This is a genomic window from Candidatus Tumulicola sp. (assembly GCA_036490475.1).
Lineage (GTDB): Bacteria > Vulcanimicrobiota > Vulcanimicrobiia > Vulcanimicrobiales > Vulcanimicrobiaceae > Tumulicola.
This window is the reverse complement of record DASXDT010000006.1, coordinates 1014535-1027632: the sequence shown is the minus strand read 5'-3', so window position 1 is coordinate 1027632 and position 13098 is coordinate 1014535. Positions and strand designations below refer to the sequence as shown.

General features: G+C 62.4%; 14 protein-coding genes. 9 read left to right on the top strand and 5 right to left on the bottom strand.

All coding sequences use genetic code 11. The annotated features are described in order from the left end of the window. The first annotated feature begins 1 nt into the window (after position 1). From VGF98_12380 to VGF98_12345, 8 genes are all read left to right on the top strand, one after another. A complete protein-coding gene (locus tag VGF98_12380; GenBank protein HEY1682430.1) occupies positions 2-265 on the top strand; it encodes a hypothetical protein in 264 nt (87 codons plus the stop codon). Positions 266-281: 16 nt separating this feature from the next. Further along, positions 282-1079, top strand: coding sequence for a tetratricopeptide repeat protein (locus VGF98_12375; protein HEY1682429.1), 798 nt, complete (start codon positions 282-284; stop codon positions 1077-1079). A gap of 88 nt (positions 1080-1167) precedes the next feature. Continuing rightward, positions 1168-1743 (top strand): plastocyanin/azurin family copper-binding protein, encoded by a 576-nt coding sequence (locus tag VGF98_12370; protein ID HEY1682428.1) that lies wholly within the window; start codon positions 1168-1170, stop codon positions 1741-1743. Positions 1744-1752: 9 nt separating this feature from the next. Then, positions 1753-2421 (top strand): response regulator transcription factor, encoded by a 669-nt coding sequence (locus tag VGF98_12365; protein ID HEY1682427.1) that lies wholly within the window; start codon positions 1753-1755, stop codon positions 2419-2421. Continuing rightward, the gene (locus tag VGF98_12360) at positions 2391-3341 is read left to right on the top strand and encodes a HAMP domain-containing sensor histidine kinase (protein ID HEY1682426.1); all 951 of its coding nucleotides are present in this window, start codon (positions 2391-2393) and stop codon (positions 3339-3341) included. Before VGF98_12365 ends, VGF98_12360 begins: the two co-directional genes overlap by 31 nt. Positions 3342-3382: 41 nt before the next feature. Then, on the top strand, positions 3383-4912 hold the full coding sequence (locus VGF98_12355; protein ID HEY1682425.1) for a menaquinone biosynthesis decarboxylase: 1530 nt from the start codon (positions 3383-3385) through the stop codon (positions 4910-4912). Next, positions 4909-5769, top strand: coding sequence for a 4-hydroxybenzoate octaprenyltransferase (locus VGF98_12350; protein ID HEY1682424.1), 861 nt, complete (start codon positions 4909-4911; stop codon positions 5767-5769). The genes VGF98_12355 and VGF98_12350 overlap by 4 nt, the downstream gene beginning before the upstream one ends. Further along, positions 5766-6962 carry an ABC transporter substrate-binding protein gene (locus tag VGF98_12345; GenBank protein ID HEY1682423.1) on the top strand — a complete coding sequence of 399 codons (1197 nt, stop codon included), beginning with the start codon at positions 5766-5768 and terminating at the stop codon, positions 6960-6962. Before VGF98_12350 ends, VGF98_12345 begins: the two co-directional genes overlap by 4 nt. A gap of 110 nt (positions 6963-7072) precedes the next feature. Here VGF98_12345 and VGF98_12340 read toward each other — a convergent pair whose 3' ends face one another. From VGF98_12340 to VGF98_12330, 3 genes are read right to left on the bottom strand one after another with little or no spacing between them, the layout of a single operon-like run. Continuing rightward, a complete protein-coding gene (locus VGF98_12340; protein HEY1682422.1) occupies positions 7073-8104 on the bottom strand; it encodes a hypothetical protein in 1032 nt (343 codons plus the stop codon). Next, positions 8101-9015 carry an ABC transporter ATP-binding protein gene (locus VGF98_12335; GenBank protein ID HEY1682421.1) on the bottom strand — a complete coding sequence of 305 codons (915 nt, stop codon included), beginning with the start codon at positions 9013-9015 and terminating at the stop codon, positions 8101-8103. The genes VGF98_12340 and VGF98_12335 overlap by 4 nt, the downstream gene beginning before the upstream one ends. Next, positions 9012-9410, bottom strand: a complete 399-nt coding sequence (locus VGF98_12330; protein HEY1682420.1) for a GntR family transcriptional regulator — start codon at positions 9408-9410, stop codon at positions 9012-9014. The genes VGF98_12335 and VGF98_12330 overlap by 4 nt, the downstream gene beginning before the upstream one ends. A 253-nt stretch (positions 9411-9663) precedes the next feature. Between VGF98_12330 and VGF98_12325 the strand changes: the two genes are divergently transcribed. Next, positions 9664-11142 (top strand): RDD family protein, encoded by a 1479-nt coding sequence (locus VGF98_12325; GenBank protein HEY1682419.1) that lies wholly within the window; start codon positions 9664-9666, stop codon positions 11140-11142. Here VGF98_12325 and VGF98_12320 read toward each other — a convergent pair. Both VGF98_12320 and VGF98_12315 read right to left on the bottom strand, forming a co-directional pair. Beyond that, positions 11139-11573, bottom strand: a complete 435-nt coding sequence (locus VGF98_12320) for a carboxymuconolactone decarboxylase family protein (GenBank protein ID HEY1682418.1) — start codon at positions 11571-11573, stop codon at positions 11139-11141. The genes VGF98_12325 and VGF98_12320 overlap by 4 nt on opposite strands. Next, positions 11574-13037, bottom strand: coding sequence for a winged helix-turn-helix domain-containing protein (locus tag VGF98_12315; GenBank protein ID HEY1682417.1), 1464 nt, complete (start codon positions 13035-13037; stop codon positions 11574-11576). Positions 13038-13098 lie beyond the last annotated feature (61 nt).

The following is a 13098-nucleotide window of genomic DNA, read 5'->3' as shown; positions in this document are numbered from 1 at the left end:
AGTGTCCAGAGAATTGTTTAGGCGTGCGCTGCTAGCGCTGGGGTTTGTTGTGGCCGCGTCCTTCGGGGCGTACGGCGCGACGCAGGCTGCCTCCGTGGCCGACGCGCTCGCGCAGGGAACGCTCAACCCGCAGGCTCCCGCCTTGCTTGGACCAATTACGTCGGCCGGCCGCAAAGGCTGGGAATGTAAACCCGAACGCGCCGCGTCTGCGACCGGGTCGCACCAGGCCGAGCTTCCGCCCGCCGATCCTTCGCCGGCACCCTAACCCCGTGCGACCAGTTATGGCCGCCGTCGCGCTCGCGCTATGCGCCCTAACGGCGCCCGCCTTCGCGCAGGTGTACGCGCCCGCCACCCCGGCGCCGCGCACCACGTCTCTGCCGGCGCTACAGGCACTGGCGACCGCGCGCGAGGTGGAAGAACGATTCCGGATGGGAATCGACGATCAAACCGCCGGACGATGGAGCGACTCGGCCGCCGAGTTCTCGCGCGTGGTCGCGCTCCATCCGCCCGAACCGAAGGGCTCGTCGGCACAATACGATTTGGGCATCGCATACGCCAATCTACACCGTAATGGCGACGCGGCTTCGGCATTCCGTTCGGCCCTCGCACTCGACCGCGAATTTTTGGCTGCAATGGCCAACCTGATCGCAGTCGATCTTGCGACCGGCAATCTGCGCGAAGCTCATTCTGTTGCCGATCGGTATGTCGCGCTAGCACCTGATTCTGCGCGAGCGGTGTACTCTCGCGGCATCGTCGCGTTACAAGCCGGTGACGCAGCCGGCGCGCGCGCCGATTTCGGCAAACTCCTCTCGCTCGACCCGGCCTACGCCGTGGCACACTACGGTCTCGCAATCGCCGAAGAACGTTTGCAACGCTACGATGCTGCCGAACGCGAGCTGCGGACGGCTCTGACGCTCGCACCCAACTACGCGCGAGCCGAATTCGCGCTGGGGGTTGTATTGCTTTCGCAACATCGCCGCGCGCAAGCGCGGGAAGCGTTCGATCGCGCATGCCGCATGGCCGCCGGCGATCCCGCCCTCTCGAATCTCGCCGCATCGATGCGCGACTCGACGCGCTAACGCGCTCGTTTCATACTTTCTTCATTCGGCGCCGTTACGGTTTTGCCACACCCACGAATCACGACTCGCGAAGAGAGGAACTAGTATCGTGACGCAGCGTTTTGGCTCCCTTGCGGCTTTAGCCGCGATTTTAGCGCTTGCCGCATGCGGCGGCAGCAATGGCTCTAGCACCGCGCAGAGCGGCAACAACAACATGATGACCATGCCGATGGGACCGGATATGGTCATGCAAGCGAAGCTCCCAAAGGACACGGTCGGCGCAGAGCTGCCGAGTGAAGGCGTCGGTACCGAAAACGATCCGACGTGGGGCACCGTCGGTGGATACACGCAAACGAAAAAGGCACAAGTTCTCGCGTTTCCCCCGGGCACGAAAATTACGTTCATGAATCTTTCGTCAACGACTCCGCACACGTTGAACGTCGTGATGAAGGCCGGTAAGCCGCCGGCAAACTTCCCGCCCAACCCGTCGCTCTCCACACAACCGGCGGGCAACGGCGTATTGGGAGTCGGATACGCGAGCGGCGTCGTCGCGCCCGGTAAAACAGTGACGATTACGCTTTCGAACAAGGGGACGTACCTGATCGGGTGCGCTTTTCACTACAGCGAAGGCATGCAAGATGTAATCATCGTCAAGGCCAAGGCAAAGCCCGGACCGCAAGGTTAATAGCGCATCGTGCGGATCCTCGTCGTTGAAGATAACGAGGCCATAGCCGGCGCCGTGCGCGCGATGCTCGAGGCGCGGAAATACGCCGCGCTCGTCGTCGGCGACGGCCACCAAGGCCTCGAACATCTTCTCGGCGAGGGCTACGACGCCGCGATCGTCGATGTCGGATTGCCCGGGTTGGACGGCTTTTCGATCGCGCGATCGGCACGCGCCGCGGGAGTCTGGACGCCGATTCTCATGCTGACGGCTCGCGATGCGGTGGAAGACCGCGTCGCGGGCCTCGATTGCGGCGCCGACGATTATCTCGTCAAGCCGTTCGTCGAAAGCGAATTGATCGCGCGACTGCAGTCGATCGTCCGGCGCGGCGACCGTCCGCAAGTCACGGTACTGCAAGCCGGGCGCTTGGCCATGAATCTCGGTGCCCGCGCCGTTTCGTACAACGGCGTACCGGTCGAACTCGGTGGGACCGAGTTTCGCGTTCTCGAATACCTCATTCGGAATGCGGGTATCGCGTTGACCCGCATTCAAATCCTCGAAAAAATCTGGGCCGACGACTTCGACGGCTCGAGCAACATCGTCGACGTCTACGTGAGCCAGTTACGCAGAAAGCTCAAGAAGGCCGGCGGCGAACGGGTGATCGACACCGTATGGGGCGTAGGATACCGCTTGCTTCGTTAATCGCGCGCACCGCCGCGCTGTACCTCGCCGTGTTCGTCGCAATTCTCGTTGCCCTCGACGCCGGCGCCTATGCCTTCGTTTTACGCCAATACACATCGTTATTGCAGCCGGCGCTCGGCACGCCCGAAGCATCGGCCGGCTTGTGGGCCTCGATGCGCCCCGTCGCACTCGTCATCGTTGCGATCGACGTACCGCTGGTAGCCATCGTCGCCATTGCGTCGTACGTTCTGGCACGCGCATCGATCGCTCCGATCGCTGCCGCTCGGGAACGCGAGCGCATCTTCGCAGCCGGCGTGGCGCACGAACTTCGTTCGCCGCTCACCACGATCACGAGCGTCGCGCAAGCTAACGCCGCCGACGCGGATCCGGTACGCCGCGAAGCCTTTGCAACCATCGCGGCACAAGCGTTTGAAGCATCCGATATCGTCGGCGATCTTCTCACCCTCGCGCGCAGTCCCGGGCTAGAAGCGTTGCATTGCGAGCCGGTCGACCTCGCGTCGATCGTCGGGCGATGCGCGCGCGATGCCGCACCACTGGCCGCGCAGCGCGGCATTCGCATCGACAGCATTCCGGCCGTAGCAATCGTCGACGGCGACGAGCGGCGTTTGCGCGAACTCACGCGCAATTTGTTGGAAAACGCGATCCGTCACGCACGCGAAAACGTGCGCGTGACGTCCCGCGACGACGGTCGTACGTGCGAGATCGTGGTCGAAGACGACGGCGAAGGCATTCCCCAAGCCGATCGGGAGCGCGTGTTCGAACGCTTCTATCGTCGCAGCGAGGACGGCCGAGGCACCGGCCTCGGACTCGCGATCGTGCGCTGGATCGCGCAAGCCCATCGAGGCGAGGTGACCGTTGGAACCTCCGACGGCGGCGGCGCGCGTTTCGTCGCAAGCTTACCGGCCTATACGATGGCATAAACCGCACAGGGGCGGCCGCGCCGCACTCGTAACACGGGTCGGTGCCCTTTGCATCCCTTCACGCCTTCGTCGATGCCTTGCGCGCGTCGGGCGAACTGCACGAAATTTCCGCTCCGGTAGATCCCTATTTAGAGATCGCCGAAATCACCGACCGGGTGGTGAAAGCAGGCGGCCCGGCGCTCTTGTTCTCGCGGCCCGCAAACTCGCGCTTCCCCGTGCTGACGAATCAATTCGGCACCCGCCGGCGGATGGCGATGGCACTGGATGCCGCATCGCTCGACGATGCGTCAGACCGTCTTCGCGCGCTGTTGCAAGTGCCCGCGCCCGTCCGGTCGCTGCGAGAGCGCATCGGCGCGCTCGCGTCGTTGGCTCCGTTACGCAATGCGCTACCGAAAATCGTTTCGAGCGCACCCGTACACGAGGTCGTCGATCGCCGCCCCGATTTGCGCGAACTTCCGGTGCTTACCACATGGCCGCTCGACGCAGGTCCGTTCGTTACGTTACCGCTGGTTATCACCAACGATCCGAAAACCGGGCGTCCGAACGTCGGCATGTATCGCATGCAGGTCTACGGCCCACGCGAAACCGGCATGCACTGGCAGCGCCACAAGCAAGGACGCGCGCACGCCGCAGCTTCGGGCCGGAAAATTCCCGTTGCGGTTGCGATCGGCACCGATCCGGTGCTGACGTACGCCGCTACCGCGCCGCTACCGCCGATCGTCGACGAGTTCGCGTTCGCCGGATTGCTACGCGGACGATCGGTCGAACTCGTTCGCGCCAAAACCGTCGATCTGCTGGTTCCGGCCGGCGCGGAATTCGTGCTGGAAGGATACGTCGACAACGACGATCTTCGTACCGAAGGCCCCTTCGGCGATCATACCGGCGTGTACAGTTTGGCCGATACCTATCCGACGTTTCACCTTACTTGCCTGACGCGCCGGCGGCGCGCGATCTATCCCGCCACCGTCGTCGGCAAACCGCCAATGGAAGACGCGTGGTTGGGTAAAGCCACCGAACGCCTCTTTTTGCCGCTGTTGCAGATGGTGCTGCCCGAAGTCGTCGACATGAATCTGCCGGTCGAAGGCGGTTTTCACAATCTTGCAATCGTGTCGATTCGAAAAGCCTACCCCGGACACGCAAAAAAGGTGATGAACGCGCTGTGGGGGCTCGGCCACATGATGATGCTGACGCGCGCACTGGTGATCGTCGACGCCGACGTCGACGTGCAAGATACGCGTGCCACGGCATGGTTCGTTTTGAACAACTTAGCACCAGATCGCGATATCGTCATGATGCCCGGTCCCGTCGACGACCTCGATCACGGATCGTACAACGTTGCGTACGGCACGAAGATCGGTATCGATGCAACCCGCAAAGATGCGTCCGAAGGATACGCTCGCGAGTGGCCGCCCGATATGGTGATGAACGACGACGTGCGGCAGCGCGTCAGCAAACGTTGGCGCGAATACGGATTGGCTTCGCTCGACGGTAACGCGACGTCCGACACGTGGTCGGGACAAGGCGCCGCGGCGTTACGCCGTTTACTCGGCGACGAAAGCGCGCCCCGTTGAAGATCGGCGTCTTCCTCAAAGAAATCCGAATCGAACACACGCTCTTCGCACTCCCGTTCGCGTATACGGGTGCGATCGTCGCCGCGCGCGGAATTCCGTCATGGCCGGCGCTGCTGTGGATCACGCTGGCCGTTCTCGGAGCGCGCACGGCCGCGATGGCGGCCAATCGATATCTCGATCGCGATATCGATGCCCGTAATCCGCGCACCGCTCGGCGCGCCCTCGCTAGCGGCAAGCTATCGGCTGCATCGATGCTGTGGGCGACCGCTGCCGGGCTCGCGCTGCTCGTCTGGTCGGCCTGGATGCTCAATCCGCTGTGCGTTAAGCTATTGCCGATCGCGGCCGTGCTGCTGCTGGCGTATCCGCTGTGCAAGCGGTTCACGTGGACGACGCATTTCGTGCTCGGCGCGGTCGACGGGCTCGCACCGCTCGGGGCCTACGTGGCCGTCGCGGGTGGAATCGGAATCCCCGGCGTGTTGTTGTTCGTCGCCGTCACGCTGTGGGTCGCCGGGTTCGACATCATCTATGCATTGATGGATCTCGGCGTCGATCGCGAGCAAGGGATCGCTTCGGTTCCGGCTCGCTTCGGGGAACGAAGCGGCTACGTTTTACCGCTGGCCTTGCACGGCGCGATGCTGGCGGCGTTGGCAGCGGCCGGATGGATTGCGAACGGCGCCTGGCCGTATTACGCCGGAGTCGCTGCCAATGCGATTTTAATCGTGTACGAGAAGCGTCTGTTGGACGCCAGCGAAAACGTCTTCGTGCTCAACGAGCGTGTCTTCATAGCAAATATGGCATTTTCACTCGTCTTTTTGGCGTCCGCCGCGATCGGCTTTGCCGTCGGCCGTCCCGCATGAAGCGTCGCGCGTTCCTCACCGCGATCGGTGCGGCGGGCGCCAGCGGCGCCGCTCTACGCGCGAACGCGCAAGTTCGGGTGCCGGTGCCGATTCAGCAGCCCGCCCCGTTTCCGAACACGTTTTTGACGCAGTACACCATCGGCGTATGCGTAACGCTGTCGGGTCCTTTGGCCAAGTACGGCACCGAAGTGGTGCGCGGCGTTCAAGCTGCGGTCGACGAAGCCAACCGCTTCACGACCCCGATCGGTCACGTGTGGGGCATGCGCACCTACGACGATCGCAACGACACAGCACAAGCAGCTTCGAATGCGAGCGTCGCGGCCGCCGATTCAACGGTGATCGGCCTCGTCGGCAATCTCACCAAACAAATGACGCTGGCGGCGCTTCCGCGCTATGCGAACGTCAACTTTGCCGTGGTCGTGCCCACGGTTACCGCTAACGCGATCACCGCTCGCGGGTATCACAACATCTATCGCCTGCCGGCCAACGACACCAATGCCGGCCAGCTTTTTGGATCCACGGTGCTCGAAAAGAAGCGCGGGATCACCGCGTTAGCCGTCGCGCTCGACGGCGACTACGGTTCCGACGTAGCCCGTGGATTCATCCAAGGCGCCAGAGGCAATCGCGTCAGCGCCGACGTTTTGTTGTTTCCGCAAAGCGGTTTCGATCCGGCGGCTGCAGCGCGCAGCGTTCTGGATCGCAGTCCGCAGTACGTATTTTTCGCGGGAAAGACCGTCGAACTCGGCTCGTTAGCCGAGGCCGTACGTCTGGCGCGCTTCACCGGCGAGTTCGGTGCGTCCGACGGTTTCTATAACTCGGATACGATCGCGAATTACGCGACGACGTTCGACGGCGCGTTCGTTGCTTCAAATCTTCCCCCGCTCGATCGCGTGCCGAGCGCCATCGGGCTGCTGACCGACTTCGAAAACGAGGTCGGTGCGATTACCGCGCTCTCTGCATACGGTTACGCCGCCGCGCAGGTGATCATTTCTGCCGCCGGACGCACCGGCGCCGGAACCCGGTTCTCACTGCTGACAACGATGCAGCGAAATCCCTCGTTCACGACGCTGGTTGGCCAATACGGGTTCAGCGTCAACGGCGATCCGTTAATACCGAACATCTATATCTATCAGGTTGGCAAGAAAGGCTTCGCGTTTTCACGCCCGGCTATTCGTAACGGGTTCGTTCTCTAGCGCCGAGTACCGCGATGCGGGTAACGCGTCGGCGTCTTCGAGCGCCAGCACGAAGCGCAAACGCCAGCCACCCATCGCGACGGTGAATTTGGTTCCGAAGATCTCCACGGTTATGCCTCCACTCGGCGCCACTGCAGTATGGCAAAGAACGCGTATGCGATAGTAAGAGCAACGAGTACGGGAATCTCGAGGGCGTAGGGATAGACGCGCAACATTTCCGCCGCCGACGGAAGAGCCACCGAGACCCGGGCGTAGGTGAACGGATCGATCCACGATAGCGGCGTCGCTACGATCCGAAGAAAACCGAGCAACGGCGGCGCATCGCTGGGAATGCGTGTCAACACTGGAATCAACTGCCCGGCGATCCACGCCGTGCCCAAAATGATACCGTAGTTGCGCTTGAGCGATGCCGTAGCGCAGCACAGTAACGCATACCACGCGATCGCACCGAGTATCACTGCGACGGCCAACTGGCAGTCGTTTGCGGTCACGCCGAAGTGAAATCCCACAAAGAGCGCGATGATGATGTACGCAGCGACGACGCTCAAAGCCCAGGCGCCCACGATGCCGGCCATGTCGACCAGCATGATACGGATCGATAGTTGGGTGCGCGACACCGGCTTGGTGAGCGCTATCTCCAAATGGCCGTCATTCTCTCGCGCGAAACATCCGGCCAACATCATGCCGATGATGAGCGCGATGACGCCGGCGGTACCGAATTCTGCCGCCGAACCATCGAGCTGGTCTTTGTGCGTCTCGATGGTTATATCGCTTTGGTCGCCGTGCATCGAACTGTGCATCGAACTGTGTATGTCGGCGTCACCAAAGACTAGCGGCGTGTGGGCGACGCCCGAGCGGACGATGCGCACGATTTCATCGCCGTGACCGCGATCCGTCACTTCGAGGTGTACTTGTTTTACCGGATTGTCGATAACGGTTCGTTGCGATCCATCCGCCAAGGTCGAAACGACCACATGCGACGCCGGATCGTGCTGGATGGAGTTGACGTACGACATCGCATTGACCGGCCCGTAATATGCCACCCATATCCGGGCTGCTATGGCGATGACGATCAGGATGCCCAGAAAAATTGCCGTTCGCTTGAGCGCGACGGCGACACGTAGCCATTCTACGTAGGTCACTGTGCGATACTCCTCGTCGCCGCGTCCGACGATGCGTCGGCGGGCGATACTGCATAGAAGAAAATGTCTTCGAGGTTGAGATCGAGTAGGCGAACGCCCGTCGCGCCGGCAGCCGTCATCCGTTGCGCGACGTCGTCAGCGCCGCTGGTGACCAGCATGCGCACGATACGATCGACGCGGTCGACGCGCGCAACGCGCGGGTCGCGGCTCACGGCGCTTATGTCGGTCGCTCCATCGAGGAACACACCCTCGACGATCTTGCGATCGGCTTTTAAATCGTCCACCAGGCCGGTCAGGATCGACCGTCCGTGGTCGAGCACTGCGATGCGATCGGCCGCACGTTCCACCTGCCCGATTTGATGCGATGAAAACAGAACGGTATTACCGCGCGCCGCCTCGTTGACGATCAAGCCTAAGACGTGGCGTTGATTCACCGGGTCGAGACCGCTGGTCGGTTCGTCGAGGATCAGTACTTTTGCGTTCCGGGCGAATGCCAGCGACACCATGACTGCGGTGCGCATGCCTTTCGACAGTGCGCGCACGCGTTTTCGCGGATCGATACTGAAGCGCGCCAGCAACTGCGCCGCGCCGCTCGGATCGAATCGCGCAAATGCGCGACGGTTCATCTCGACGTGTTGCGCGACCGTCATCCAATCGTAGAGGACGCTGCGCTCGGGAACGTAGGCGATATCTTCGAACGTGGACGGCGCGAGCGGTTGACCCGCATATTCGACGCTGCCTGCGTTCGGACGCATCAATCCGAGCATGCACTTGAAGGTCGTCGTCTTACCCGCGCCGTTAGGCCCGAGCAATCCGAACACCGTGCCGGACGGAATCTGTAACGACAGATCGTCGACGGCCACGGACGAACCGTAGCGCTTACTCAGGTGCGAAATTGCAATGGCGTTCATCGTTCCTCCGGAAACCAACGGTCGAGTGCGAGGTCGACCGTAGCGCGAACGTCGGAGCGCGTAAGGCCGAGCGATTTGGCTTCTCGCAGCGCCCCGTCCACGGCCGCGCGGGCTACGTCGGTGGCAGCCGCCCGGACGTTCGCCTCGGCGCCGTTTTGGCGCACGAACGAGCCGCGGCCGGGAGCCGTTTCGATAATCTGATCGCGCTCGAGATCTCGATACGCACGGGCGACCGTATTTGGGTTGATCGTCAGGTCGAGGGCCAGCTGCTTGACGGTTGGCAGTTGCTCACCGGATTGCAGCACGCCCAACGCGACGGAGCGCTTGACTTGCTCGATGATTTGTAGATAGATCGGCACCCCGCTTCCAGGGTCGACCGTAAGGACGGCCGGCATGACGGCCTGTTTAGGCTTTCGGGCCCCAGCCCTGGAAGAACGAGCTGCCCGTCGGGTTGGGGAAGCGCACGGTGGTCCGCTGGTCGTTGAGCGGGTTCGAGTCTTGGGCGTTGGTCAGGTTCTTGGTCATGTCTCGGCTCCGTATTAGCTTACTGTTGTACTATTACACTAGTACAACATGGTTTAGGTGTCAAGAACCCTAGCGAAATATTTTTTTGTAGGAAAGCCGGACCGTCGAAGCCGAGAAGGCGCGGTGGACGCTACGGTCTTTGCCGGCCCGCACTCGCTACGCGACCCCCGCGAGCGCATCGCTTTCTGGGCCACGGCCCTGTTGGCGCTTCCGGCGGCGCTCTTCATCGGCTACATCTTACACGAGTCGATCGGCGCCTCGCAGGTCGCGTTGTTCATCGTCATTGCGATGGTCTATGTGACGCTGGCACGCGGCCGATTACTCGGAACCAGCGTGCGCGTTCACGAGCTACAGTACCCGCGCGTTTTTTCGATCGTGAAGTCGGCTTGCGCCGCGTTGGATATTCCGATGCCGCTGGTGTTCGTCCGCGAGGACAACTACGTGCCGGTCGCGGCGCTCGGATTCGGAGAGCCGTATTCGCTGGTGCTCTCCAGCCACTGGATCGAGGTGTTCGACGACGACGAGCTGGCCTTCATGATCGGTCGGGAACTCGGACACATCGCCGCCGGACACACGCGTTTTCTCTCGCTGCTCAGTGTGAACGGCAAAGAGAACCCGATCATCGCGCTCATTTTCGGCGCCTGGCTGCGACGTTGCGCCGCGACCTGCGACAAGTTCGGATTGCTCTGTTGCGGCGACTTGAACGCTGCCATCCGCGCCGTCGGCGTGGCCGAATTCCACGAGTTCGGACGCAAGGTCGACTATCACGCGTTTGCCGAGCAATATGCGGAGCTGCAAGCCGATTCGGTTTCGCGTTGGGGCGTGTGGCTGGGAGCCGAACCGTATGCGACGACGCGTATCGCTTCTTTGCGCGAGTTCATGTCGACGCCGATGTACGAACTGGCACGTGCCTGGTTCGTTCGCGAGCGGGACGAAGAGCCGCCGAAGCTTGCGGCGCCGGGCATCACGACGGTAGCCAAAAAAGATTGCGCCGGCTGGTGGCGGCGCTTCGCCGCCTTCGGCATCGACATCGCGCTGGTGCTATCGATCATCAACTCGTTCGGTGGAGGCAACGGCGTGCCGGTGGCCGTCAACATCAACGACGACGATTCGAAACCTGCGGCGACCGCACGTCACAAAACTACAAATAAGGAAACTGCGGATAAAGAAACTGTCGATAAGGTGAAGCCGGAGCCGACCGCAACGCCGGAGCCGCAAACGGTGAATATCGGGCCGATCAGTTTCGTACCCTCGAACAATGTTGAGTTCAAGCTCGGGCCGTTTCTGATTTCGCCGCGTGCGTTGGATCCCAACAATCGGTCGGGTAAGCTGTTTTGGTTTGTCGTGTACATGGCGCTGCTAGTGACGCTCGCCGGCCAGACGTTCGGAATGATGATCGCGGGGCTCCGCGTGGTTACGGTCGATTTTCGCAAGCCCAAACTGGCACAGACGATCTTCCGCTACACGATCGTGTTCTTCTTGTGGCCGCTTATCGGGCTCCTGAGTTTCTTCTGGCGGCATACGTTTTTGCACGATCGATGGACGAAGACGCGTCTCGTGAAAGTCGAGCGCGTCGTCGCTCGCGCCACCGGGTCGAACTAAGGGATGGCCGTCCGAAACGCGTTGCTGGCGCGCGATAGATAGTTCTGTAAACCGATGGCCGCGACGAGTTCGACGATTTGACCCTGGTCGAAATGTACGCGTAAGCGTTCGCACAACACCGGCGAGACACCGCGAGGTTCGCGCGTGATCGCAACCGCAGCTTCGAGCGCAACGCGTTGATCCGGAGAAAACTCGTCGCTTTCGGTGTAGCGTTCGAGGGCGTCCAACGCCGCCTGGGTTACGCCCAGCTCGCGCGCCGCATCGAGATTGTTTTCGACGCAGCGCTCGCACGCGTTGAGCCACGCAACCATGACCGCGCAGAGTGCCTTCGTCCGTGGATCGACGCTGCCTCGATCGACGGCGCGGTCGTGCGCGGCCAACGTGCGAGCGATCTCGGGACGCAGGCGAAGCGCGTCCCATAGATGCGCCAATTAGGCCCGTTTATCCGGCGGGCCGGCGACGTCGCGGCGCAGCGAGGCAAACCGGGGATCGGCCGCCACCTCAGCCCGAATATACGCGGCGGCACCGTCACGGCGCAGCCAGGTCAACGCACCGCGGCGTTGTCCGACCGCGGCATACGCGGCAGCCAAATCGCCGGCGCCAACATCCGCCGAGCGCGCACGCGCGGTCGCCAGTTCGGCACGAGCCGTCGTAGCGTCGATCGGCGCATACACGACCGCGAGCAACGCGGCGGCTTCGGGACGGCAGGACGCGCACACCGATGCCATACGTTGGAACGACGCAATGGCGCGGCGGCTGTCGCCGAGCGCTTCGTAGGCCAAGCCGAGCGTCTGCAACGCTTCGGCACGCCCGGGTGAAAGATCGAGCGTTTCGCGCGCGTATGCGATTGCATCGCCGTAGCGGCCTTCGAGATATGCCGTGCTGGCCAGCCACGACGTGGTCGCAACCGACAACGGATCCAGTTCGTCGGCCCGGCGAAGTTCGGTAAAGGCTTTGGAGAACTGTCCGGTTTCTACTAAAGCGATTCCGTACCACTCGTGCGCCGCAGCGCTTTGGGGATCGATTGCAATCGCACGGCGCAGTTCCGTCAGCGCGGAATCGACTTCGGACGGGGTCATGTGGCCCGCATCCATGTCGACGATGCCGAGCACGGCGTACGCGTCGCCGGTGTGCGGATCGAGACCCAATGCTTTATGCGCGTACTCGCGCGCTTTTCGAAAGTATGTCGCAGCCGGAAGCGGCCCGTACATATAGTCGCCCATCACTTCGTTAGCGAGGGCTAACGCGGCATACCCTCGCGCGTCGGACGGATTTTCCCGCACGAGCCGCCCGAAGTAGCTCAAGCTCTTGGCGGCCCCCTCCGGTGTACGCTGATTCCAGTAGAAACGTCCGATGGCGTACAGTCGCGAGGCTTCACTGTTCGCCGCGATAGAAGTTCCGCCGTGCGGCGCCAAGATGCCGAACGCGGCCCCGGCGCTGAGAAGAAAAGCCGTGAGCGCCGCCACGACCGGCCAGCGCCAGCGGATTGCCGAAGCCGGATGGAGCCCCGGATCCGGCGCTACCAGACGCCCCCCGTCGAATGCGAGGTCGGCATGAACCGCCGGCTCGACGGCCGGAACGCGTTCGCACGGCTGGACGTCGGCGACAAATCGATAGCCGCGCCGCGGAATAGTCTCGATTGCCGGACTATCCCAAGCTGCGCGCAGTGCCTTGCGCAGCACGTACACGTTTTGCGCCAGGTTCGCTTCGTCGACATAGCCCTCGGGCCAAATTCGATCGAGCAACGCCTGCTTGGACACGATCTCGCCGTCGCGCTCCACCATGGCCAGCAGCGTTTCGACCACCTTAGGACCCAGCTGCATCGGTTTGCCGTTCTCGACCAACAAGAGCCGCTCGGCATCCAAATGGAACGGTCCGAATTCGTACACGCTCATGACACCCTCCGGAGATTCTACGTTCGCTATACGCCCCGCGTGACCAAAAGTTTTCGCCGCC

Excerpts from the sequence above, each read along its gene's own strand:
- VGF98_12360 (HEY1682426.1), top strand. The coding sequence starts at position 2,391 with ATGGGGCGTAGGATACCGCTTGCTTCGTTAATCGCGCGCACCGCCGCG.
- VGF98_12315 (HEY1682417.1), bottom strand. The coding sequence starts at position 13,037 with ATGAGCGTGTACGAATTCGGACCGTTCCATTTGGATGCCGAGCGGCTC.
- VGF98_12375 (HEY1682429.1), top strand. The coding sequence starts at position 282 with ATGGCCGCCGTCGCGCTCGCGCTATGCGCCCTAACGGCGCCCGCCTTC.
- VGF98_12345 (HEY1682423.1), top strand. The coding sequence starts at position 5,766 with ATGAAGCGTCGCGCGTTCCTCACCGCGATCGGTGCGGCGGGCGCCAGC.
- VGF98_12335 (HEY1682421.1), bottom strand. The coding sequence starts at position 9,015 with ATGAACGCCATTGCAATTTCGCACCTGAGTAAGCGCTACGGTTCGTCC.
- VGF98_12330 (HEY1682420.1), bottom strand. The coding sequence starts at position 9,410 with ATGCCGGCCGTCCTTACGGTCGACCCTGGAAGCGGGGTGCCGATCTAT.